A 22187-nucleotide genomic window follows, 5' to 3' on the forward strand; every position below is an offset into this window, starting at 1 on the left:
CGGGCGCACCGCAGGGGGCGCCCGGGCACGTACGCGACCGCTCTGCCGCCGGTGCCGCTAGCGCTCGATGAACGTCCGCAGCGGCTTGGGCAGTTCGTTGCTGCAGTGTTCCTTCGACGCCTCGGTGAGCGCGTCGCTGCGGCAGTTGAAGTAGTCGCGGTACGCGATCTGCACCGAGAACCCGACGAGCACGATGGACAGCGTGATGCCCGCCGCCACGATGCCGGTGATCGCCGCCGTGGTGTGCGGGCGGCCGCCCCGCGCCTGGCGCTGCACGGGCTGGCCGAAGGCGTCCGTGCCGCCGCCGTTGGCGCCTCCGTTGGCGCGGCCGTTGCCGCCCGACCCGTTGCCCGGCGTCCGGGACTTGCCGCGGAGCGCGTCGATGCCCCAGTAGAGGGCGAGCGAGCCGAGGAGCAGCGCCAGCGGCCACCAGTTGAACAGGGCGAAGAAGAAGCCCCACATGCCGGCGAGCAGCGCGTACCGCGAGCGGCGCTGCACCGGGTCGGTCGGGTCCCAGCGGAGGTTCTTTCCGGGGCCGCCGCCGTTGTCCCGGCCGTTGTCGCGGCCCGGTCCCGACCCGTCGCCGGAGCCGCCGGGGCCAGGGTCCTGTCCCGGGCCCTGCGGGCCGCCGGGACCCGGCTGGCCCTGGTCGCCGCCGCCCCAACCGCCGTGCCCGGGAGGCGGCTGGTGGCTGCTCCACTGGTTGCCCCACGGGGGCGGCGGCTGGTCCTGACCGCCGTTCTGCCCGTTGCCCTGCCCGTCCTGTCCGCCCTGGCCGCCGTGGTGCTGCCCGTCCTGCCCGCCACCGCCACCGGGCGACCCCTGCGGCGGCGCGTCCTGCGGCCCGGGTCCGTACTGCGGCGGACCCTGCGGCGGAGCACCGTGAGGCCCGGGCCCGTACGGCCCACCCTGCGGCTGCCCCTGGCCGCCCTGGCCGCCCTGGCCGCCTTGTCCGCCCTGGCCGTCCTGTCCGCCCTGCGCCCCCTGCCCGCCGCCCTCCGGCGGCGGCGCCGGCGCCTCGGCGTCCGACGGCGGCCGGGAGTCGCGGTACACGACGCCGCCTTGTCCGGGCACGAGCACGTCCCGGGGCGCGCCAAACCAGCCGGGGGGCTGCGAGGGGCCCCCGGCCGATGCGGGGACGGGGCGTCGGAGGGCCGCGCTGCGGCGTCGGTCCTGCTGCATCTGGACGGCGTCGTCTCCTCAGGTCGTCTGCCCGCGGGGCCGGGGCGCGTGCGCGGGCGCGCGTAACTGCTACCGGAGACGCTACCCCGCCCGGCCTGGCGCGGCCCCGCCAGGGGACGCCCGGTATGGTGGCAGACGTCCGCCGCCCCTCCCCGGGACCCCTGGCACCCCAGGGTCTCGCGGCCCGTACGGACACACAATCGCCCGCCGAAGAGAGATCCCCCGTGGTTCCGCATGCGCCCGCCCGCCTCGTCGTGCTCGTCTCCGGTTCGGGTACGAATCTCCAGGCCCTGCTCGACGCCGTCGCCGAGCAGGGGGCGGACGCCTACGGCGCCGAGGTCGTCGCGGTCGGCGCCGACCGCACCGCCGAGGCCGGCGCCGCCGGGCTGCTGCGCGCGGAGCGCGCCGGGCTGCCGACGTTCGTCTGCCGGGTCCCGGACTTCGCCACCCGCGCCGAGTGGGACCGGGCGCTCGCCGAGGCCACGGCCGCGTACGAGCCGGACCTCGTGGTCTCGGCCGGGTTCATGAAGATCGTGGGGAAGGAGTTCCTGGCCCGCTTCGGCGGCCGGTTCGTCAACACCCACCCCGCGCTGCTCCCCAGCTTCCCCGGCGCCCACGCCGTACGCGACGCGCTCGCGCACGGCGTGAAGGTCACCGGGTGCACCGTCCACTTCGTCGACGAAGGCGTCGACACCGGCCCGATCATCGCGCAGGGCGCGGTCGAGGTCCTTGAGGAGGACCACCGGGACGGGGGCGAGGCGCTGCACGAGCGCATCAAGGCAGTCGAACGGCGGCTGCTCGTCGACGTCGTGGGCCGGCTGGCCCGGGACGGGTACCGCGTCGAGGATCGAAAGGTTCGGTTCGGTGAGTGATTCAGGGTCCCCGGGCAAGGCAGGGTCCGCGTCGAACGAGGCCGCCGGGGCTGACGCCCGGCGGCCCGTTCGCCGCGCGCTGATCAGCGTCTACGACAAGACGGGCCTGGAGGAGCTGGCCCACGGACTCCACGAGGCCGGGGTCGCGCTCGTCTCCACCGGCTCGACGGCCGCGCGCATCGCGGCCGCGGGGGTGCCGGTGACGAAGGTCGAGGAGCTGACCGGCTTCCCCGAGTGCCTGGACGGCCGGGTCAAGACCCTGCACCCGCGGGTGCACGCCGGCCTCCTCGCCGACCTGCGCCTCGACGACCACCGGCGGCAGCTCGCGGAGTTGGGCGTCGAGCCCTTCGAGCTGCTGGTGAGCAACCTCTACCCGTTCGCCGAGACCGTCGCCTCCGGCGCCTCGCCCGACGAGTGTGTCGAGCAGATCGACATCGGCGGCCCGTCGATGGTCAGGGGCGCGGCGAAGAACCACCCGTCGGTCGCCGTCGTCGTCAACCCGGCGCGCTACGACGAGGTCCTCAAGGCCGTCGCGGACGGGGGCTTCGACCTGGCGCAGCGCAAGCGGCTCGCGGCGGAGGCGTTCCAGCACACGGCGGCGTACGACGTGGCCGTGGCCAACTGGTTCGCCGCGGACTACGCCCCCGCCGACGACGGCCCCCAGGACTTCGTCGGTGCCGCCTACACCCGGCTGAACCCCCTGCGCTACGGCGAGAACCCGCACCAGGCCGCGGCCCTCTACACCGACGGCTCCGGCACCGGCCTGCCCGGCGCCGAGCAGCTGCACGGCAAGGAGATGTCGTACAACAACTACGTCGACACCGAGGCCGCCCGGCGCGCCGCGTACGACCACGAGCGCCCCTGCGTCGCCGTCATCAAGCACGCCAACCCCTGCGGCATCGCCGTCGCCGACGACGTCGCCGAGGCACACCGCAAGGCGCACGCCTGCGACCCCGTGTCCGCGTACGGCGGTGTGATCGCCGTCAACCGGCCGGTGTCGAAGGAGCTGGCCGAGCAGGTCGCGGAGATCTTCACCGAGGTCATCGTGGCGCCGGAGTACGAGGACGGGGCGCTGGAGGCGCTGACGCGGAAGAAGAACATCCGCATCCTGCGCAGCGCCGGGACGCCGCAGCGGGGGCGCGAGTTCCGGCCCCTCGACGGCGGGCTGCTGGTGCAGGAGCGGGACGTCTTCCAGGCGGCGGGCGACGACCCGGCAGGCTGGCGGCTCGCCGCGGGCGCGGGCCTCGACGCGGCGGCCCTCGCGGACCTGGCGTTCGCCTGGCGTGCATGCCGCGCGGTGAAGTCCAACGCGATCCTGCTGGCGAAGGACGGCGCCACCGTGGGCGTCGGGATGGGGCAGGTCAACCGCGTCGACTCGGCGAAGCTCGCCGTGCAGCGCGCGGGCGCGGAGCGCGCGGCCGGGGCGTACGCCGCCTCGGACGCCTTCTTCCCGTTCCCCGACGGGCTGGAGGTGCTGCTCGACGCGGGGGTACGGGCCGTGGTGCAGCCGGGCGGCTCGATCCGCGACGAGCAGGTGATCGAGGCCGCGCAGAAGGCGGGCGTGACCATGTACCTCACGGGCGCGCGGCACTTCTACCACTGAGGACCCCGGGCACGGACGAAGGGAGCCCCGCCTTCGCCGGCGGGGCTCCCTTCGTGTACGAGACGAGGGTCACGGCCTGGGGCGGGAGAACCAGCGCCCGGAGTCGCGGTTCGCGACCATCACGATCGAGATGATGCCGAGCGCGACCCAGATGATGCCGAGCGGGAGCGCCAGCACACCGAAGAGGATGAGGAAACTCAGCCACACGATGCTGCCGACGCGCACGCCGCCCGCGCCCTTGCCGAACAGCGAGGCGAGGACGATGCCCAGGATCGCGTGCACCAGGTAGATGCCGGCGACCACGGCCACCGCCTCGGCCGGGACCTCGACGCCCGAGCCGTCCTGGAAGCCCTCCTCGAAGTCCTCCTTCGCCACCGCGATGCCGATGAGCAGCAGGAGGGAGAGCAGGGACTGCAGCCCGGCCGAGATGAACATCATGATGCGGGCGGCGGTCGCCTTGCCCGGGATGCTCGTCGGGTAGTCACCCCCGCCGTACGGGCCGGGGCCGCCCGGGTACGCCGGGTACGGCTGGCCGGCGCCGGGGTACTGCGGGTAGCCGTATGGCTGTTGCTGCTGCTGGGCAGGCTGCTGCGGTGCTTGCTGCGCCTGCTGTTGCTGGCCCTGGGGCCCGCCGTAGGGGTTGTTCTGGTCGGGGAGGCTCACGGTGCCCTTCTTCCGCGGTTTCGGACGTAGTGCCACACTGACCTGGCCCGAGGACGGCTGTCCAGACCGGCTGATTGGTCTGTTACCCGCGCCATCGGGGAGGATGGGCCCATGACCGCCCAGAATCTCGACGGCAGGGCCACCGCGGCCGCGATCAAGTCCGAGCTTGCCACGCGCGTGCAGGCGCTCAAGGGCCGGGGTGTCACGCCCGGCCTCGGTACTCTCCTGGTCGGCGACGACCCGGGCAGCCAGAAGTACGTCGCGGGCAAGCACCGCGACTGCGCCGAGATCGGCATCGCCTCGATCCAGCGCGAGCTGCCCGCGACGGCCACGCAGGAGCAGATCGAGGCGGTCGTCCGCGAGCTGAACGAGGACCCGGCCTGCACCGGCTACATCGTGCAGCTCCCGCTGCCCCGGGACATCGACGAGAACCGGGTGCTGGAGCTGATCGACCCGGCCAAGGACGCCGACGGGCTGCACCCCACGAACCTCGGCCGGCTCGTGCTCAACGAGCCGGCGCCGCTGCCCTGCACGCCCAACGGCGTCATCCGGCTGCTGCGCCAGTTCGGGGTGGAGCTCAACGGGGCGCACGTCGTGGTCGTCGGACGCGGTGTGACCATCGGGCGGTCGCTGCCGCTGCTGCTCACCCGCAAGTCCGAGAACGCCACGGTCACCCAGTGCCACACCGGCACCCGCGACCTCGCCGGGCACCTGCGGCAGGCCGACATCGTGGTGGCCGCGGCCGGCTCGCCGCACCTGATCAAGCCCGCGGACATCCGCCCGGGCGCGGCCGTCCTCGACGTCGGCGTGAGCCGCGACGAGCACGGCAAGATCGTCGGGGACGTGCACCCGGGCGTCGCGGACGTCGCGGGCTGGCTGTCGCCGAACCCGGGCGGGGTGGGGCCGATGACGCGGGCGATGCTGCTGGTCAACGTCGTGGAGGCGGCGGAGGCCGCGACCGGGGCGAACGGGGTCACCGGTGCCTCGGGTGCCGCCGGCCCGTCCGGGATGGGCACGGCCGCGCCGGCGGCCCCCTGATGGCCCGCCGCACGGCGTTCCCCACCCGCGGCACGGTCCGCCCCGAGGGCGGCGGCCGGGCGGCCTCCGGGCAGGCCCCGCCGCCGGTGCGGCAGTGGCCGATACTCCTGGTGCTGGCGATAGCGGCGGCCGGGCTGATCACGGTGGCCGCGGGCCCGTTCCGCGAGGGCACGCTGATCCTCGGCGGGGCGCTGCTCGTCGGCGGCGTGCTGCGCTGGGCGGTGCCGGAGGTGGGCATGCTGGCGGTGCGGTCCCGGTTCACCGACATCGTGACGCTCGGGGTGCTGGGCCTGGCGATGGTGCTGCTGGCGCTGGTCGCGATGCCGGACCCGTGGCTCGAAGTGCCGTTCGTGGAGGACGCGGTCCACTTCTCCGTACGCTGACGGGCGGGGCCCGCGGGGGGCGGGACCGTAACCCGGGATCTCCACGTCCGCGCTGGCAGATGCGATGCTGGAGCGGGAGCGCGGCACGGGGACCATGGGGGACGAGGGAGTAGCGATGGCTCGCTGGAAGGAGCTGCCGGAGGAGCTCGACCCGCAGATACGGGACTTCGCCGCGCACCTGCGCCGGCTGGTCGACAGCAGCGGCCTGACCGTGTCGGAGGTCGCGGACCGCACCGGTTACAGCAGGTCGTCGTGGGAGCGCTACCTCAACGGACGGCTGATGCCGTCACGCGAGTCGGTGGTCGCGTTCGCGGAGGTGACGGGCGCGCGGGACGACCAGCTCGTGACCGAGTGGAGCGCGGCGGACCGCGCCTGGAGCCGGGCGGAGCTGCGGAACGAGTCGTCGCTCCGCGCGCTGCGGACGGCCCTGCCGGGCCCGGACGACCCCCCGGCCCCGGAGACCGGCCGTCAAGGGCGGGGACTGCGCGGCGTGCTGGGCCGCGGCAGGGGGCGCGGCGAGGAGATACCCGGGGCGGCGGAGACGTCGCGTCCCGGGGGGAGCGAGGGTGCGGCGCGGGGTGCGGACAGGCCCGTACGCCCGGACGCGACGGAGCGTTCGGCGGTACGCCCCGGGCCCCCGCCACCGCCGGAGCGGCGGGCGACGGGGGCGGCGGGGGAGAGCGGACCCGGAGCGGGAACCGGCGCGGGAGCGGGTGGCAGACCCGGCACCGGGGCCGTGGCCGGAAGCGGAACCGGCGCAGGCGAGGGGGACGGTTCCGGTGGCGGTGCCGGTACGGGTACCGGTCCCGGCACCGGGAACGACGCCGCCGGCCCCGCCCGGGACACCGACGAGACCACCAAACTCCGCGCCCTCGCCCGCCCCACCCCGCCGCCCACGCCGGAGCCGGCCGGCGACACGGCCCGTACCCGCGCGCTATCCACCGCCCCCACCCCGCCCGCACCCGCGCCGGCGCAGGCCCGGAAGAACTGGCCCCTGCGCCGCGTGCTCCTCGCCGGGCTCATCACCCTCCTCCTCACGGGCAGCGGTGCCGGCGTCGTCTACGTCGGCCACGGTCTGATCTCCGACCCCGGGGTCGAGGAGCAGCAGAAGCCCCGCGGCGGCACGCCGCCCGACTCCCGTCCGACCGGCACGGCGTCGGGCTCCGGGTCCGGTTCGCCGTCCGGGTCCGAGGAGTTGCCCGAGGGCGTGGAGTGCCAGGGCGACGACTGCACGGGCAAGGACGCCGACGAGATGGGCTGCGGCGGCGACTTCGCCCGTACGACCACGGAGACGACCATCGGCGACATGGTCCTGGAGATCCGCTACAGCGAACCGTGCAAGGCGGCGTGGGCCCGGATCACCGCCGCGGAGCCCGGCTCGACGGTCACCGCCCTCGCCGAGGTGCCGGGCGAGGAGCCGGTCCGCGAGGACTCGTCGGCCGGGACCAGCGAGGGCTACACGGCGATGGTCGTGGCGGAGGAGCTGGACACCGTACGGGCCTGCGCGGAGCTGCCCGACGGCACCGCGGCCTGCACGAAGGGCACGCTGCCGTCGTAGCGTCCGGGGAGGGGGCGACCGCCCCTCCCCGCCCGTACGGACGGCAGCCGCTCCGCCCCCGCCGTGACCGGGCCCACACCGGCCACCCACGGGCACTCCGTGCCAGTCCGATAGATTGACCCCCGGGGGCACGGCTGCCCTTGGCCGCCCGGGCCCCGCCCGCCCGTACGTCGCGCCCCCTCATCGGAGAGATCACCATGACCCGCACTCCCGACAGCCCCGTCACCGTCACCGTCACCGGCGCGGCCGGGCAGATCGGCTACGCGCTGCTCTTCCGTATCGCCTCCGGCCAGCTCCTCGGCCCGGACGTGCCGGTCAAGCTGCGGCTGCTGGAGATCACCCCGGCCCTCGGCGCCGCCGAGGGCACCGCGATGGAGGTCGACGACTGCGCGTTCCCGCTGCTGCGCGGGATCGACATCACCGACGACCCGAACGTCGCCTTCGCCGGCGCCAACGTCGCGCTGCTCGTCGGCGCCCGCCCGCGTACCAAGGGCATGGAGCGCGGCGACCTGCTGGAGGCCAACGGCGGCATCTTCAAGCCGCAGGGCAAGGCCATCAACGACCACGCCGCGGACGACATCAAGGTCCTGGTCGTCGGCAACCCCGCCAACACCAACGCGCTCATCGCCCGTGCCGCCGCGCCGGACGTACCGGCCGAGCGGTTCACGGCGATGACCCGCCTCGACCACAACCGCGCGCTGTCGCAGCTCGCGAAGAAGACGGGCGCCGCAGTCGGCGACATCAAGAAGCTGACGATCTGGGGCAACCACTCGGCGACCCAGTACCCGGACGTCTTCCACGCCGAGATCGCCGGGAAGAACGCAGCCGAGGTCGTCAACGACGAGAAGTGGCTGGCCGACGAGTTCATCCCGACCGTCGCCAAGCGCGGTGCGGCCATCATCGAGGCGCGCGGCGCCTCGTCGGCGGCGTCGGCGGCCAACGCGGCGGTGGACCACGTGTACTCGTGGGTCAACGGCACGGCGCAGGGCGACTGGGTGTCGATGGGCATCCCGTCGGACGGCTCGTACGGCGTGCCCGAGGGGCTGATCTCGTCGTACCCGGTGACCTGCGCGGACGGGGCGTACGAGATCGTGCAGGGGCTGGAGATCAACGAGTTCTCGCGGACCCGTATCGACGCCTCGGCGAAGGAGCTCGCGGAGGAGCGCGAGGCGGTGCGCGGCCTCGGGCTGGTCTGAGCGCTCCCGCGTCTGTCTTCTGCCTGCCGCGGCGGGTCCTCCTGGGGGAGGACCCGCCGCGGTTTTGTATGGCGTGTTCCGTCTTCCGTGTTGCGTGTGGGGGACGGGGATATTCGGTTGCGGCCCGCCGGTTCCGATCCCTACGGTCGGGCGCATGGTCTCCGAGCCGGTCGACACACCCGAGGCGCACTAGCGCCCTCGCTCCGGCCCCGCGGGTAGCGGGGCTGCTTCGGCTTGCCCTGCTCGACCATCTCGTCTCCGGGACGTTCCCGTGCCTCAGTTGCCTTTCCCCTGCGTTCTCGTGCGGACGCACGCCTGTTCGCGTACGCGCATGTGGACGCGGACGTACACGCAGGCGTGTCCGTACGTGCATCCGGACACAGCCCTGGTTCTCCGGCCCCTGGTCGGGCGGGATCCCCCGCCCGCGTTCGCCGCACCGCAGCGAACGTCCACCGGAGGAAGGAAACCAGCGTGTCCAGCTCCATGTTCAGGAAGAAGTCGCGGGCCCGGGTCCGCCACCACCGCGCGCAGTGGCGCGGCCGGGTCTCCGTGCCCGCGCTGATGACGTGCCCGAACGCGGCGTGCGGTGAGCCCAAGCCGCTGCACACCGCGTGCCCGAACTGCGGGCAGTACAAGGGGCGTCAGGTCTCTCGCCCGTAGTGTGTGTGGGCACCCCGTCCGGGCTTGTTCGGCCTGGGCGGGGTGCCGTCTCTTTTCGGGAGGGGCGAGAGGCGAGGGGCGAGGGGCGGTCTCGGCAGGATGCCGGGCGGCGGGGGCGCGGGGGGCCGAGACCTCGGTACGGTTCGGTGTGCCGGCGGAGGGTGCGGTGCCGGGAGGGCGGTGGCTCTCGGGGACCTGGGGGACAGGAGACTGACATGAGCAGCGGGTCGTACGGGGACGAGGACGCGCAGCAGCGGCGGCAGGGACCGGAGGTCCCGCCCCCTCCGACGATCCCGCCGCGGCCGGCGGAAGTGCCGGGGGAGTCGCGGGTGGAGGCGCCGGAGGATGAGGCTCGGGACGGGCGGGATGTGCCTGCAGACCGGGGAACTCCCGATGACGCACCGCCGCGGCCGGAGTCGGAGGAACGGGCCGTAGGAGACGGGGCAGGGGAGCGGACGACACGCGCGGACGACTCGGAGGACGAGACTCCGGGCTCCGAGGCCGACGCGTCGGACGCGCCGCCGGAGGACCGGGCCCCCGGGGACAGGGTCCCCGAGGACCGGATCCCCGACTCGGCGGAGGAGCCGCGGGACCGGCGGGCGGACGACGGGGACGACGCGGACGAAGAGCCGACGGACTCCGTTACGGATGAGGCCCCTTCTCCGTCGACGGCGCGCGAGTGGTGGGAGGACCGGGCTGCGGACAGGTCGTCGGCGGCGCCGGACTGGGCGGCGGGAGCGAAGGCAGACGTACCCCCGCGGCCCACGGTGGCACCGGACGGGCCGGCGGACCCCGGTGCGGAGGCGGCGGCGTCGGCGGAGCGGGAGGTGCCGGCGGAGCCCGACGCCGCGGGGCCGACTGCCGCGGTGTCGGACCGGCCGGTGGATTCCGGAGCGGAGTTGCCGCGGTCGCGGGCGCCGGAGGAGCCGGTGGATTCCGGGGCGGAGCCGCGGGAGCCGAAGGTGTCGGGAGAGCAGGCGGGTTCCGGGGCCGAGCCGCCGGCGCTGAAGGTGCCGGAAGCGCCGGCGGGGCCCGAGATGGAGCCACCGGCGTTGAAGGTGCCCGACTGGTGGGCGGGGGCCGGGAGTCCGGTACCCCCGCCGACCGCGCCCGACTGGTCCGGAGCCCCCGGGCCCATCCCGCCGCCACCCGCCACCGCACCGGATTGGAGCGCGGAGCGCGGCCCCGCCGCGATGCCCCCGCCCCCCGAGGTTCCGACGCAAGCCGCCCACCCGCCGCCGCCCAACGCACCCGGCTGGGGCCCGGAACCCGTGCCCGGAGCGGTCCCGCCGCCTCCCGACCTGCCCACGCAGTCCGCGACCCCGCCACCGGGGCAGGCGTACCCGGCGCCGCCCGGGCAAGGGCACGGTCAGGCGTACGCACCGGCGCCCGGCCAGGCGCCCGAGCAGGCCCCCGGCCACGGGCATGACCCCTCGTACGACCACTACGCCGCCCCCTACACCCCGTACCCCGGCTTCGAACTCGGCGTCGAGCCCGAGCGCCCGCAGCGGCGCGGCGGGGTCATCGCCGCGGTGGTGGGGCTCGTCGTGATCGTGGCCAGCGGGCTCGTCGCGGGCGGCTGGCTGCTGTTCGGCGGGGACGACGACGGCGAGCAGGCAGCGAAACCGCAGCGCAGCGCCGCGGCGGAGCCCAAGTCGCCGAGGGAGGACCCGTCCCCGTCGTCCGAGCCCCCGTCGCCTTCGCCGTCGGAGCCTGCCGTACCGCCCGGTTACGTCCTCGCGACGGAGGACGGCTACCGGCTCGCCGTACCGGAGGACTGGGAGCGGCGTGTCGACGGGGTGTCCGTGTTCTACGAAGAACCGGTCGCGGGGGGTGCGTTCATCCAGGTGTACGAGGTGACCGAGCAGGTCAGTCCGTTTGAGGCGGTGCAGATCATCGAAAGCACCAAGGAGAACGCCGAAGGCTACCGGCGCAACGAAATGGCGGATCTGGGCTACGCCGCGGAGTACGACTACTCGTACACCGACGAACAACTCGGCCCGAGGCGCGTCTTGCTGCACGACCGGGAGACCGAGGACGGAAGGATGTACGCGCTGCTGGCGTCAGGCCCGGAAACGGACTGGCCTCGACAGCGGGAGGTCGTGGACGAGATGACGGCGTCGTTCTGCACGGGGCCGGATTGCGGAGACCTGGGCGGGGCCTGAGGCGGGGGCTTTGGGCTCTCGCTGCGGTTTGCCCTGAAGGCGGGCGGCCTGTGGGGTGGCCGGGTGGTTCGACGGGGCAGCGTCGTTCCGCGCGAGCGGCATCAGGGCTGCCGTGATGCACGGGCTGGGCCCGGCGCCGGTGTCGCCGCCGCCGGGTCCGGTGCCGGTGTCGCTGCGGGTCCGGTGCCGGTGTCGCTGCGGGTCCGGTGCCGGTGTCGCTGCGGGTCCGGTGCCGGCGTCGCCGCGCCCTCCCCGCTCCGCCAGCCACCCTCATCCCCCTCACGCCCGCCCAAGGGTAGGCGGGTGGTCTGACAGTGCGGGTGCGGCGGGGTGTTGAGCTGGTACGTCGCGTGGGTGGGGCGGGTGCGGGGGTACGGCGTCGGGCGGGCGATGGTGCGTGGGGCTGGCCCGCGTACGGGGGGTGCGGCGTCGGGGTGGGCGGTGGTGCGTGGGGTGGGGTCGCGTACGGGGGGTCCGTGAAGGGAGAAGGGTGTCGTGGGGGCTCCCCCCGGGCCACCCCGCTTTTGAGTGTGCGGGCCTGCGTCCGCCGTCAAGGGCGTCCCTCTCCGCTGCGCTGCGAGGGGCGTCGCTGCGCGATGGGGCTTCGCCCCACCCTTGACTGCGGACTCCGGCCCGTGACAGACCGGCGGCTATGGGTGGCCCGGAGGGAGCGGGCGCCCTCGACCGGCACTACGGAGGCGGAGCCCCGCGGACGGGGGCCGGACCGTCGCGAGTTGGATCCACCCCGATCCCGGATGGGCGCCGCACCGGGCAGGGGGGCCGGGCCCGGCCGGCTCGCGGACGGCCCCGGTGGACGGGGGTCGGGCCGGCGGGTCTGGGCTGGCGTGGTCGCCGATGTCTCCGGTGGGCGGGGTCGGGATGGCGGGTCTGGGCTGGCGTGATCCTTTGTCCGCGGGGTGGTCCGCCTTCGGGGGAGCGGCATCGGGGTGCCGGCGCGGCGCCGTGCGGGCGGGCGTAGTTCGGCGTCGGCCGGCCGGTGCGTGCGTGTCGATGGGCAGAAGTCGGCCTCCGGGGTCCGATTCGGGCCGGATCCAGGGGCGTTACCGCGAGTTAGGGCGTGCAGATCAATAACATGCTTCTTTACGCCTTGGTAGCGCCGACCTCGGTGCTTGCTGGATGCCACGTCGCTGCTGGCCAGTCGGTCGTAGCACAAGTCGCTGGCATAGAACCGGAATCGGCGTGTTGTTGATCTGCACGTCCTTACGGCCCAATCTCTCCGCTGGGGCGTTGCGAACGTGGTGACCGGGCTTCCGGGCGCCAGGTGCGTGTCGATGGGCGAAAGTCGGCCCGTGAGGGTGTTTTGCCCCGATTTCTTGAGGGTGTTGGCGTGAGTTTGCGGCAGTGGCGTTCATGCGGAGTGGCCGGGAGGCGGTTGGTGTGTCCGGGTGGGCGAATGTCGGGCCTGGTGGGTGTTTTGGGATGGTTTCGGGGGTGGGCTGCCGTGAGTTTGTCTCAGCGGCATTCGTCCGGGGCCGCCCGGGCGGCTGTTGGCGCGCGTGGCGGCCGGTCCGTGCGCCCCAGTGCGCGAAAGTCGGTGCGCGTGGGCGTTTTGGGGTGGTTTTGGGGATGGGTTACCGCCAGTTCGTCTCGGTGGCGACCATTCCGCGTGGCCGAGGCCGGGTGGCCGAGGCCGGGTGGGTGCGGCTGAGGGGGCGAAAGTCGGCGATCTTGGCCTGATTCGGCCCGGATCCAGGGGTGTTACCGCGGGTTGCGACCGATTTCCTCCGCGGGGGCAGCGGGTCGGCGGGTGATCGCCGGGCGGATGTACGTGGTGCGGTGGGGAGTTGGGCCTTGTGTCCCCGGGGGGTCTGGTGCCGGGGTGCGGGCCGGCCGGGGTTGTCGTGGGTGATCGCCGGTGGGTCGGCGCCCGGTTGTTCCGCGGAGCCGGCCTGCGTTCGAGGGGGGACCGATGCTCCAAAACCCACGTCGAGCGGTTCCCATCGGAGACCGCCCACCCCGACTCCGCACCCCCGGAGCCGGGACCATCCACCCGCCGGGCCCACTGCGTACCGGCCTGCCTCCCCGTCGTCCCGGGGCGCCTCCGTAGTCCGGGCCGCTCGGCTCCGGTTCCCGGCTCCCGTCGTCCGGCTCCGGTTTCCACCCCCCGCCCGGCTCCGGTTCCCGCCCCCGTCGTCCGGCTCCGGTTCCCGCCCCGCCCGGCTCCGGGTTTCGCCCCCCGACGCCGGTCCCTCTGCCGACCGGGCCCGCCCTCCGCCTAGCGCGGCCCTTCCGCCCAGCGCGGCCCCGTCGTCCCGACGCTTCCGTCGTCGAGTTCGGCCGACTCCGGCTTCTCCCCCCGCGCCCGGGGCTGTTCGTCCCCGGGCCCGCCTCTCGGGTGTCGGAGTTCGGCCCGACTCCGGCTCCCCGCCCCGAGCCCCGGGCTGTTTCCCCCTCCCCGGCCCGCCTCTGCGTCGGGGTCCCACCCCGGTTGCCCAGTGGACATACATGCATCCGGTCGGTCTACCTCCGGTCGGTCTACCTCCGGTCGGTCTACCTCCGGTCCCCCGGCCCTACCCCCTCCGCAGCTCCCTCGCCAACTCCCCCACCCCCCGCAGCGTCCTCTCCAGCAACCCGCCCCCGAACGTGATCCTGCTCGCCCCCAGCCTCCCCAGTTCCCCCGGCCCCGGGCCGTCCGGCACCGCCAGTGCGTTGACCGGCAAGCCGATCTCCTCCGCCAGCAGGCCCAAGTGCTCCGGCGGCGCCCCGATCGGGTACACCCCGTCCGCCCCCGCCGCCGCGTACAGCCTGCCCCGTTCCACCGCCGCCCCCGGGTCCGCCACCCCTCGTACGAACGTGTCCACCCGGGCGTTGATGAACAGCCCGTCCCCCGCCTCCGCCCTGACCTCCGCGAGGAACTCCGCCTGTTCCTCCGCGTCCCTCAGGGTCTTGCCCGGGTGCACCGTGTCCTCCAGGTTGCAGCCCACCGCTCCCGCCGCCAGCAGCCGTTCGACCAGTTCCCGCGGCGGCAGGCCGTATCCCGCCTCCACGTCCGCCGTGACCGGCACGTCCACGGCGCGGGTGATCCGCGTGATCGCCGCGAACATCTCGGCCACGGGCGTCGCCTCGCCGTCTCCGTAGCCCAGGGCCTTCGCGATGCCCGCGCTCGGCGTGGCCAGGGCCGCGAAGCCCGCGTCCGCGAAGACGCGGGCGCTCGCCGCGTCCCAGGGGCCCGGCAGCACCAGCGGGTCCGCCGCCTGTCTGCCGTGGTGCAGCGCTCGGAACTCCTCCACGCCTCCGGTCACTCCCTCACGCCCCCTGCTCGTACTGACCCGGCCGGTAGTCCCCCGCCTTCACCCTGCTCGTCACACACCACCGGTTCCACGCGTTGATCACCGTCAGCACCCCGATCAGCCGCGCCAGCTCCTGCTCCCCGAAGTGCTTCGCCGCCCGCTCGTAGACCTCATCCGGTACGAACCCGTCCGTCAGCACCGTCACCGCCTCCGTCAGCGCCAGCGCCGCCTGCTCCTTCTCCGTGTACAGGTGCGGCACTTCCTCCCAGGCGTTCAGGAGGTACAGCCGCTGCTCCGTCTCGCCGGCGGCGCGCGCGTCCTTCGCGTGCATGTCGATGCAGTACGCGCAGTGGTTGATCTGGGAGGCCCGGAGCTTCACCAGTTCGAAAACGACCGGGTCGAGGCCCTTCTTGGCCGCTTGCTCCACCCTGACCAGGGCGCGGTGGACATCGGGGGCGAGTGCGAAGAGGTCGAGACGCTGTGTCATGCCTCCCACGCTAGAACTTCATATCCCAGATGTATGGTCCATTTCCATGGCGGATTCCTGGGCCACTTCAACGGAGCTGCGTGACTTCCACCGCTCCCTCGACCTGCACGTCGACGTACGCGCCGGCACCCGCGGCGCCGGTGCCGCGCTCACCGGATCGCTGCGCGACGCGGTACGTACCGGCCGGCTCGCGCCCGGCACCCGGCTGCCATCGTCGCGGGCGCTGGCCGCCGATCTGGGCGTGGCGCGCAACACGGTGGCCGACGCGTACACCGAGCTGGTCGCCGAGGGCTGGCTGACCGCCCGGCAGGGCTCCGGCACCCGCGTCGCCGCCCGCAGCGAGCCGCGCAGGACCGGCGCGCGGGCGAAGGCCCAGACGCACGCCGGAGCCCGGACGCGAGCCCCGGCGCACGAGCCGCCGCCGCACCCCCTCGCCCCGCAGGTCACGTACAACCTCCTGCCCGGCGCCCCCGACGCCGCCCGCTTCCCCCGAGCCGCCTGGGCCGCCGCCGCGCGGCGGGCGCTGACCGCCGCGCCCTCGGCGGCCTTCGGGCACCAGGGGCCCGGCGGGCGGGGGGAGTTGCGGCGAGCGCTGGCCGGGTATCTGGCGCGGGCGCGCGGGGTGTACGCGGAGCCGGAGCGGATCGTGGTCTGCGCCGGGTTCACCGGCGGGGTGCGACTGCTGGCGGAGGTGCTGCGGGCCGAGGGCGTCCGGCGGGTCGCGGTCGAGCCGTACGGGCTCGGGCTGCACCGCCGCCTCCTCACCGACGCCGGGCTGCGGACGGTGCCGCTGCCGTACGACGACGAGGGCATCGCCACCGCCGCCCTGCCCGCGACCGGCGCCGGCGCCGTCCTCCTCACCCCGGCGCACCAGTTCCCCACCGGCGTCCCCCTCGCCCCGGACCGGCGCGCGGCGGCCGTCGACTGGGCGCGGGCGACCGGCGGGGTGGTGCTGGACGACGACTACGACGGCGAGTTCCGCTACGACCGGCAGCCGGTGGGGGCGCTGCAGTCCCTCGACCCGGAGCACGTCGCGCACCTGGGTACGGTCAGCAAGAGCCTGTCGCCCGCGTTGCGGCTGGGCTGGATGGTGCTGCCGGAGCGGCTGTTGCGCGGGGTGCACGGCGTGCAGTCGCTGAGCCGGACGCCGCCGGGGGTGGTCGATCAGCTCACCCTCGCCGAGTTCCTCGACTCCGGCGGCTACGACCGCCACGTACGCGCCGCCCGCCAGCGCTACCGCCGCCGCCGCGACCGCCTCGTCGCCGAACTCGCCCGGCGGGCGCCCCGGGTGACGGTCACCGGGATCGCCGCGGGCCTGCACGCCGTCGTTCGGCTTCCGCCGGGCACCGAGCGGCGGGTGCTGGCGCGCGCGGCGCGGGAAGGGCTGGCGGTGACCCGGCTGGGGGCGTACGAGTACGGCAACGCGGCGTGGGAGGAGGGCGGCGACTTCACGGCGCCGCGGCCGGCGGGGGAGGCGCCGGGGACGCAGGGGGAGGCGCTGGTGGTGGGGTACGGAACGCCGCCGGACCACCTGTACCCCGGTGCGCTGGAGGCGCTGTGCCGGGTACTGGAGACGGAGACGTAGGGGGTACGTGCCCTCCGGCGCCCGGCGCCCGGCGCTCCGCGTACAAGGCAGGGCAGGGCAGGCAGGCGCCGGCGTCCCTCGTACGCGTACGAGGGATCCCTCCCTCACGCCCCAGGCGACGCCAGCCGCACCATCGTGATGTCCGACGGCGCCCCCACCCGCACCGGCGGCCCCCACGCCCCCGCCCCGCGCGTGACGTACAACTGCGTGTCCCCGTAGCGCTCCAGCCCCGCCAGCGTCGGGTTCGCCGCCTCCGCGATGTACGTCACCGGCCACATCTGCCCGCCGTGCGTGTGGCCCGACAACTGCAGGTCGACGCCGTGGTCCACCGCGTCGTGGATCACGACCGGCTGGTGCGCCAGCAGCACCGAGGCGCGGGAGGTGTCGCGGTCGCCGAGGGCGCGCGCGAAGTCCGGCGCCCTGCCGACGTCCTCGCCGGAGACGTCGTTGACGCCGGCGAGGTCGAAGCCGGCCAGTTCGGTACGGGCGTTCTCCAGCGGGTGCAGGCCGAGTTCGCGGAGGTGGTCGAGCCACTCGGCGGCGCCGTCGGCGCCGGTGAAGTACTCGTGGTTGCCGGTGACGAAGTACGAGCCGTCGCGGGCCTCCAACTGCCCCAGCGGCTCCGCGGCCGTGCCGAGGTGGTCGACGGAGCCGTCGACGAGATCGCCGACGATGGCGACGAGGTCGGGACGCCGGGCGTTGATGGTGTCCACGATCCGCTGGGTGTGCCCGCGGCCGAGGACGGGGCCGAGGTGGATGTCGCTGACGACGGCGATGCGGTAGCCGTGGGCGGACGCGGGCAGCTTGGTCAGGGGGACGGTGACGTTCTTCACCCGGGGCGCGCGGCCCAGCACGCCGTACGCGCCGTACGCGACGGTCCCGGCGGCGACGGCGGTGGCGCCGATCGCGACCGTACGGGCGACGAAGAGCCGCCGCGACACGTCGGCGTCGGCCGGCGCCGCGGCGGGCTCACCGCTCCCGGCGGCACCGCCGTCCGCGGACGCCTCGGAAGCCGCGCCCCCGGCACCCCCGTCCCCGGCCGCGACGGCCGGGCCCAGCCGCAGCGGCGCCTTCGTCCCCGTACCGCCCCCGCCGCCACCGGCCTCCGCGGCCGACTCGTCCGCCGCCTCCGCCGTCGCGACCTGCTGCGCCAGGGCGGCGACGGCCGCCTCGCGCTCCGCCTCGGCCACCGGCGCCGGGGCCCCCGAACCACCTGCGGCACCCTGCGCCCGCCGCTCCAGCACCCGCAGCAGCACCGGCCGTACCAACTCGCCCACCGCCAGCGCCAGCAGCAGATACAGCAGCAACGCCAGCCACATCAGCCCCGGCCACCCCAGCGCCTGCTGCACCGGCATCGGCGCCCCGGCCCGCTCCGAGGCCACCGCCGCGAACGCCATCAGCGGCAGCAGCACCACCGCCGGCGTCGCGAGCCGCCGCGGCCAACCGCCGCGCCGCATGGTGTCCCGGACCAGCCGCCGCCACACGTACCAGTGCGCCCCGGCGACGAGCAGCAGCATCCCGATCGCGATCGGCACGAAGACCACGGCCCTACCTCCCGGCCCCGGCCGCCGCCTCGCGCACGTCCCCGCCCGCGCCTGCCGCTCCGCCGCCCCCGTCGTCGGCCCGACCACCGTCCGCCGGAGCCCCGTCGGCGCGCCGCGCCGCCCGTACGCCCCGCAGGCCCAGCCACCCGATCGTCGTCCCCAGTGCGAAGGACGTCACGGCCAGCGTGAGGTGCACCCAGAAGTACCCCGTGGGGTCGCCGTCCTCGAAGGCCAGCCCGCTGGAGTCCTTCCACAGATTCCGGACGAACGTGATCCAGATGAACCAGGACCACCCGCCGAAGGCGAGCAGAAACCAGGAGGCGCGGCGTGAGAGGTGCATGCGCCTAGCCTCGCACCCCTCCGCGAGCGGCGGCGTCCGGGGTTCCGAGGGGGCCCGGCGGGCCCCGGGTGCCGACCGCGTTTCGGGTACAGGGTCCCCGGTGACGCCGGGCGGAGCCCGGCCCGCCGTGTGAGGCTGCGGCTGGGGGGTGAGGGCATGCGGGCCGGACGTGCGGAGGCGATGTGGGTACCGGGAGGCAGGAGACGCCGCCGCACGGCGGAGATGACGGGCGGGTGCTGCGCCGGAGGACCTTGCTGAAGGCGGGTGCGGGGCTGGTCCCGGTGATCGCCGGTGCGTGTGATGGTCCTGCCCCGGACGAGGGGGGCGCGGGGGCCGCGCAGCGGCCCGAGGCGGAGCGGGAGCGGTCGGGGACGTCCGACTGGCGTATTCGCTCCCGGGGGTCCGCGGCGGCTGTGGCCGCGTATGCCGACCGGGTGAGCGTGACCCCGGGCGAGGAGTGCGGCCTGTATGTGTCGACGACCGCCCCGTCCTTCCGGGTGTCGGCCTTTCGTATCGGGTGGTACGGCGGGGCCGGGGCCCGGCGGGTGTGGTCGTCCGGGCAGGTGCGGGGCCGGGCCCAGTCCGGGCCGCGGCTGCTGGACGCCACCCGTACGGTGCGCACGCGGTGGCGGCGCACCCTGAGCCTCGACACCGAGGGCTGGCCGGAGGGCGCGTACCTGCTGCGGCTGGACACCCGCGACGGCCACCAGCGGTACGTGCCGCTGATCGTGCGTTCGGAGCAGGGCGAGGGCCGGACGGTGCTGATGCATGCGCCGGCGACCTGGCAGGCGTACAACCGGTGGGGCGGCTACAACCTGTACACGGGCCCTTCCGGTTCGTACGGGAAGCGGTCCCTGGCGGTGAGCTTCGACCGGCCTTACGACCGAGACGGTGCGGAGAAGTTCATGGTGTACGAGCGGCCGGTGGTGGTGCTGGCCGAACGGCTGGGCATCAAGCTGGCCTACACCACCGGGAACGACGTGCACCGCGACCCGCGGGTGCTGCACGGCGCCGCCGCCGCCATCTGCCTGGGCCATGACGAGTACTGGACGCCGCGGCAGCGCCGGCATCTCACCCAGGCCCGTGACGCGGGCACCAATGTGGCGTTCCTGGGGGCCAACACCTGCTACCGCCGTGTGCGCCTGGAACAGGACGGGCCGCGGCCCGACCGCACGGTGGTCTGCTACAAGTCCTCCTTCAAAGACGACCCCCTCTACGCCACCCACCCCTCCGCGGTCACCACCGACTTCCGCCGGTCCCCGGCCCCCGACCCGGAGTCCACGCTGACGGGCGTGCTCTACGAGGGCTACCCGACCGACGCCCCCTACGTCGTCCACGCGGCCGGGCACTGGCTGTACGAGGGAACCGGCGTACGCCACGGCGACAGCTTCGACCACCTGGTCGGCGTCGAATACGACCGGGTCGCCCCGGAAGCGCCCCACCCCGGGCCGATGGAGATCACCGCGCACTCCCCGCTGGTGTGCAACGGGCGCCGCAGCAGCAGCGACTCGGCGTACTACACCGCCCCGGGCGGCGCCGGGGTCTTCGCGACCGGCACCATGCGATGGGTCGAAGCCCTGACGGCCAGGACCCCCCACGCCGGCCGCGTCCACGGCATGGACGCCCGTACCCGCACCTTCGTCACCCGCACCACCGAGAACCTCCTCCACGCCTTCGCCGAAGGCCCCGCCGCCCGCCACCGGCCCGCACCCCACCCGAACCTCAAAGAGACGTACGAGAAGGGGAGACGCGGGACCCCCGTTCACGGCTGAGGGCCCGGCGCCGGGAGGTCGCACACCGGACGGGCGGGCAGGGATGTCCCGCGGTCCACTGGGGTCCGGACACGCGCGTGGTCGCCGCGACCAGACGATCGGCGGCCGTCCCAGCCTGGACATGCGCCACACCGTGCGCCACCGCATGGGCGTTTCCCGGCCGGCCGTGGTGTGTCGGCGGGGGGCGTCCGGGACGGGGAAGGGGCGGGTCCCGCCGGGCCTGCCGGTTCTGTCCGTTCCCCCTGTTCCGCCGGTCCCGTGGTGACGTTCCCCGGTGAGGTGGTGCCGGGGTTCCGTGCGGCCGTGGCCGGTGCCGTTGCCGGGTGCGTCGGCTCTGCCGCGTCCGCCGCGTCCGCCGCGTCCACCGGCTCCGCAGCGTCCGCCGCGGCCGGCTCCACCTCTTCCGCCGGCTGCCGGCCCGTAGCCGGCGGTGAGGGGACGTCGTGGTGGCGTGTGACCGCCTCGGGGAGCCAGGTGCCGGTACGCCGCAGCACGCCGCCCTCGGAGGCCGCCCGGCACAGGCGGATGACCTCGGCGGGCGAGGGCCGCTCGGCGGGGTCCTTGGCCAGGCAGCGGCGCAGCAGGGGCAGCAGGGCCTCGGGTACGCCCGCGGCCAGCAGCAGGACGGACGCGACGGGGAGCGTGCCGTGCCGGGAGACCGCCGCGGCGAGGGTGGGGCCCTGGACGAAGGCCATGGCGAGCCAGAGCGGAGGGTGTCGATCTCGCTGTCGATGACGGGCGCCGTGTAGAGGCCGTGCACCCGCCGCGCGGCGGCCACCTCCTGGCGGAAGCGGCGCCGGAAGTCCGGGTCGCCCGCCAGCTCCGGGCGGATCGCCTTGATGGCGACCGGCCGCCCGGCCAGGGTGTGCGAGAGGTAGACCGTCCCCATCCCCCCGGCCCCGAGCCGCGCCGTGAGGACGTAGTCACCTAACTCCGCGGGATCGTCCGCCTCCAGCGGCTGGAAGACGGAGCCCTGCGCAGACGCGCCCGGATCGGCTTCCTGTCCGGCCATGCCGATGGGTCCCCCTGGTTCGTCAACTCCACTGCGGTGCCGTGCGCGTGATCCTCACGGTCGCCCGGGGTCCCCGAGCCGCGGGCCGGGAAGCCCGACCGCGGCGGTCCACGCCCTGCGCCCGGCGCGGAAATCCGGTGGCGGGCCCGGTCCTCCCGGATGAAGATCGCAGCATGGCCACCTTCCTGGAGACCGAGCGTCTCATCCTGCGGCCGTTCACGGGGGCCGATGCCGACGATCTGGTCGCCCTGGACGGTGATCCCGCGGTCACGCGCTTCCTCAACGGCGGCCGTCCCACCAGTCGCGAGGCGGTCGAGACGCGGGTCCTGCCGCGGCTTCTCCGCGACCACCTGTGGGGGACCCGCGGGTACTGGGCCGCGCAGGAGAAGGGCACAGGGCTCTTTCTGGGCTGGTTCGAGTTCCGGCCGGTCGCGGAGGACAGCCCTGCCGTCGTCGAGCTCGGGTACCGGCTGAACCGGTCCGCCTGGGGGCGCGGTTACGCCACCGAAGGCTCCCGGGCGCTGATCCGCAAGGGGTTCACGGATCTGGGGGTCGAGCGGGTCACCGCCAACACGATGGCCGTCAACGCCGGTTCCCGGCGGGTCATGGAGAAGTCGGGGCTGTCCTTCGTACGGCACTTCACCGGCGACTGGCCGGAGGCGATCGAGGGCTCCGAGCACGGCGAGGTCGAGTACGCGCTCACCCGGGCCCAGTGGGAAGCGAGCGCCCGCCGCGGCCGGTGAGTCGACGGGGCAACCCATCAACGACGACCCGGACGGCGGCTACGCGCCGCGCGCGCTGTCGGCCGCCGAGACGAAAGAGGTCCTGCCCGGCCGGCAGAGCATGCCCGCCGGCTGGGAGGAGCGCAGCGCCCCG

At 74.8% G+C, this 22187-nt stretch carries 17 protein-coding genes and 1 pseudogene; 11 read left to right on the top strand and 7 right to left on the bottom strand.

Features of this window, described 5'->3' with window-relative positions; genetic code table 11:
• Window positions 1–57: 57 nt before the first annotated feature.
• Entirely contained in the window at window positions 58–1053 is a 996-nt protein-coding gene (locus tag ABGA99_RS05140) for a hypothetical protein (protein ID WP_347582230.1), read from the bottom strand.
• A 353-nt stretch (window positions 1054–1406) separates the two neighbouring features.
• On the opposite strand from ABGA99_RS05140, the gene purN reads away from it, so the two are divergent.
• Window positions 1407–2054 (top strand): phosphoribosylglycinamide formyltransferase, encoded by a 648-nt coding sequence (gene purN, locus ABGA99_RS05145; RefSeq protein ID WP_347581094.1) that lies wholly within the window; start codon window positions 1407–1409, stop codon window positions 2052–2054.
• Window positions 2047–3657: a bifunctional phosphoribosylaminoimidazolecarboxamide formyltransferase/IMP cyclohydrolase gene (gene purH / locus ABGA99_RS05150; protein WP_347581095.1), complete on the top strand. Its 1611-nt coding sequence runs from the start codon at window positions 2047–2049 to the stop codon at window positions 3655–3657. Before purN ends, purH begins: the two co-directional genes overlap by 8 nt.
• Before the next feature lie 69 nt (window positions 3658–3726).
• Here purH and ABGA99_RS05155 read toward each other — a convergent pair whose 3' ends face one another.
• A complete protein-coding gene (locus ABGA99_RS05155; RefSeq protein WP_347581096.1) occupies window positions 3727–4320 on the bottom strand; it encodes a hypothetical protein in 594 nt (197 codons plus the stop codon).
• Between the two features lie 111 nt (window positions 4321–4431).
• Between ABGA99_RS05155 and ABGA99_RS05160 the strand changes: the two genes are divergently transcribed.
• From ABGA99_RS05160 to ABGA99_RS05185, 6 genes are all read left to right on the top strand, one after another.
• Window positions 4432–5358, top strand: coding sequence for a bifunctional methylenetetrahydrofolate dehydrogenase/methenyltetrahydrofolate cyclohydrolase (locus ABGA99_RS05160; protein WP_347581097.1), 927 nt, complete (start codon window positions 4432–4434; stop codon window positions 5356–5358).
• Window positions 5358–5741 (top strand): DUF3017 domain-containing protein, encoded by a 384-nt coding sequence (locus ABGA99_RS05165; RefSeq protein ID WP_347581098.1) that lies wholly within the window; start codon window positions 5358–5360, stop codon window positions 5739–5741. Before ABGA99_RS05160 ends, ABGA99_RS05165 begins: the two co-directional genes overlap by 1 nt.
• 115 nt (window positions 5742–5856) lie before the next feature.
• Window positions 5857–7299: a DUF2690 domain-containing protein gene (locus ABGA99_RS05170; protein WP_347582231.1), complete on the top strand. Its 1443-nt coding sequence runs from the start codon at window positions 5857–5859 to the stop codon at window positions 7297–7299.
• Window positions 7300–7496: 197 nt separating this feature from the next.
• On the top strand, window positions 7497–8495 hold the full coding sequence (locus tag ABGA99_RS05175) for a malate dehydrogenase (RefSeq protein ID WP_347581100.1): 999 nt from the start codon (window positions 7497–7499) through the stop codon (window positions 8493–8495).
• Between the two features lie 483 nt (window positions 8496–8978).
• A complete protein-coding gene (rpmF, locus tag ABGA99_RS05180) occupies window positions 8979–9155 on the top strand; it encodes a 50S ribosomal protein L32 (protein WP_347581105.1) in 177 nt (58 codons plus the stop codon).
• Between the two features lie 215 nt (window positions 9156–9370).
• Complete coding sequence (locus ABGA99_RS05185) at window positions 9371–11320, top strand: hypothetical protein (protein ID WP_347582232.1); 1950 nt, start codon at window positions 9371–9373, stop codon at window positions 11318–11320.
• 2531 nt (window positions 11321–13851) lie between these two features.
• Here ABGA99_RS05185 and ABGA99_RS05190 read toward each other — a convergent pair.
• Window positions 13852–14583, bottom strand: a complete 732-nt coding sequence (locus ABGA99_RS05190; protein WP_347582233.1) for an isocitrate lyase/phosphoenolpyruvate mutase family protein — start codon at window positions 14581–14583, stop codon at window positions 13852–13854.
• Between the two features lie 4 nt (window positions 14584–14587).
• Window positions 14588–15058 carry a carboxymuconolactone decarboxylase family protein gene (locus ABGA99_RS05195; RefSeq protein ID WP_347581037.1) on the bottom strand — a complete coding sequence of 157 codons (471 nt, stop codon included), beginning with the start codon at window positions 15056–15058 and terminating at the stop codon, window positions 14588–14590.
• A gap of 46 nt (window positions 15059–15104) precedes the next feature.
• On the opposite strand from ABGA99_RS05195, the gene ABGA99_RS05200 reads away from it, so the two are divergent.
• Entirely contained in the window at window positions 15105–16643 is a 1539-nt protein-coding gene (locus tag ABGA99_RS05200; protein WP_347581036.1) for a PLP-dependent aminotransferase family protein, read from the top strand.
• Between the two features lie 104 nt (window positions 16644–16747).
• On the opposite strand, the gene ABGA99_RS05205 is transcribed toward ABGA99_RS05200, so the two are convergent.
• Together ABGA99_RS05205 and ABGA99_RS05210 are read right to left on the bottom strand one after the other, a co-directional pair.
• A complete protein-coding gene (locus ABGA99_RS05205; RefSeq protein WP_347581035.1) occupies window positions 16748–18187 on the bottom strand; it encodes a metallophosphoesterase in 1440 nt (479 codons plus the stop codon).
• Between the two features lie 4 nt (window positions 18188–18191).
• The gene (locus tag ABGA99_RS05210) at window positions 18192–18527 is read right to left on the bottom strand and encodes a hypothetical protein (RefSeq protein WP_347581034.1); all 336 of its coding nucleotides are present in this window, start codon (window positions 18525–18527) and stop codon (window positions 18192–18194) included.
• A 434-nt stretch (window positions 18528–18961) separates the two neighbouring features.
• Between ABGA99_RS05210 and ABGA99_RS05215 the strand changes: the two genes are divergently transcribed.
• Window positions 18962–20299, top strand: a complete 1338-nt coding sequence (locus ABGA99_RS05215) for a N,N-dimethylformamidase beta subunit family domain-containing protein (RefSeq protein ID WP_347581033.1) — start codon at window positions 18962–18964, stop codon at window positions 20297–20299.
• Window positions 20300–20607: 308 nt separating this feature from the next.
• On the opposite strand, the pseudogene ABGA99_RS05220 reads toward ABGA99_RS05215, so the two are convergent.
• Window positions 20608–21311, bottom strand: a pseudogene (locus ABGA99_RS05220) (hypothetical protein); the annotation flags it as partial.
• 173 nt (window positions 21312–21484) lie between these two features.
• Between ABGA99_RS05220 and ABGA99_RS05225 the strand changes: the two are divergent.
• Window positions 21485–22054 (top strand): GNAT family N-acetyltransferase, encoded by a 570-nt coding sequence (locus ABGA99_RS05225; protein ID WP_347581032.1) that lies wholly within the window; start codon window positions 21485–21487, stop codon window positions 22052–22054.
• Window positions 22055–22187 lie beyond the last annotated feature (133 nt).

The sequence above is a fragment of the Streptomyces sp. B5E4 genome (assembly GCF_039871555.1).
Classification (GTDB): Bacteria; Actinomycetota; Actinomycetes; order Streptomycetales; family Streptomycetaceae; genus Streptomyces.

Excerpts from the sequence above, each read along its gene's own strand:
- ABGA99_RS05160 (WP_347581097.1), top strand. The coding sequence starts at position 4,432 with ATGACCGCCCAGAATCTCGACGGCAGGGCCACCGCGGCCGCGATCAAG.
- ABGA99_RS05165 (WP_347581098.1), top strand. The coding sequence starts at position 5,358 with ATGGCCCGCCGCACGGCGTTCCCCACCCGCGGCACGGTCCGCCCCGAG.
- ABGA99_RS05170 (WP_347582231.1), top strand. The coding sequence starts at position 5,857 with ATGGCTCGCTGGAAGGAGCTGCCGGAGGAGCTCGACCCGCAGATACGG.
- ABGA99_RS05175 (WP_347581100.1), top strand. The coding sequence starts at position 7,497 with ATGACCCGCACTCCCGACAGCCCCGTCACCGTCACCGTCACCGGCGCG.
- rpmF (WP_347581105.1), top strand. The coding sequence starts at position 8,979 with ATGTTCAGGAAGAAGTCGCGGGCCCGGGTCCGCCACCACCGCGCGCAG.
- ABGA99_RS05185 (WP_347582232.1), top strand. The coding sequence starts at position 9,371 with ATGAGCAGCGGGTCGTACGGGGACGAGGACGCGCAGCAGCGGCGGCAG.
- ABGA99_RS05195 (WP_347581037.1), bottom strand. The coding sequence starts at position 15,058 with ATGACACAGCGTCTCGACCTCTTCGCACTCGCCCCCGATGTCCACCGC.
- ABGA99_RS05200 (WP_347581036.1), top strand. The coding sequence starts at position 15,105 with ATGGCGGATTCCTGGGCCACTTCAACGGAGCTGCGTGACTTCCACCGC.
- ABGA99_RS05210 (WP_347581034.1), bottom strand. The coding sequence starts at position 18,527 with ATGCACCTCTCACGCCGCGCCTCCTGGTTTCTGCTCGCCTTCGGCGGG.
- ABGA99_RS05225 (WP_347581032.1), top strand. The coding sequence starts at position 21,485 with ATGGCCACCTTCCTGGAGACCGAGCGTCTCATCCTGCGGCCGTTCACG.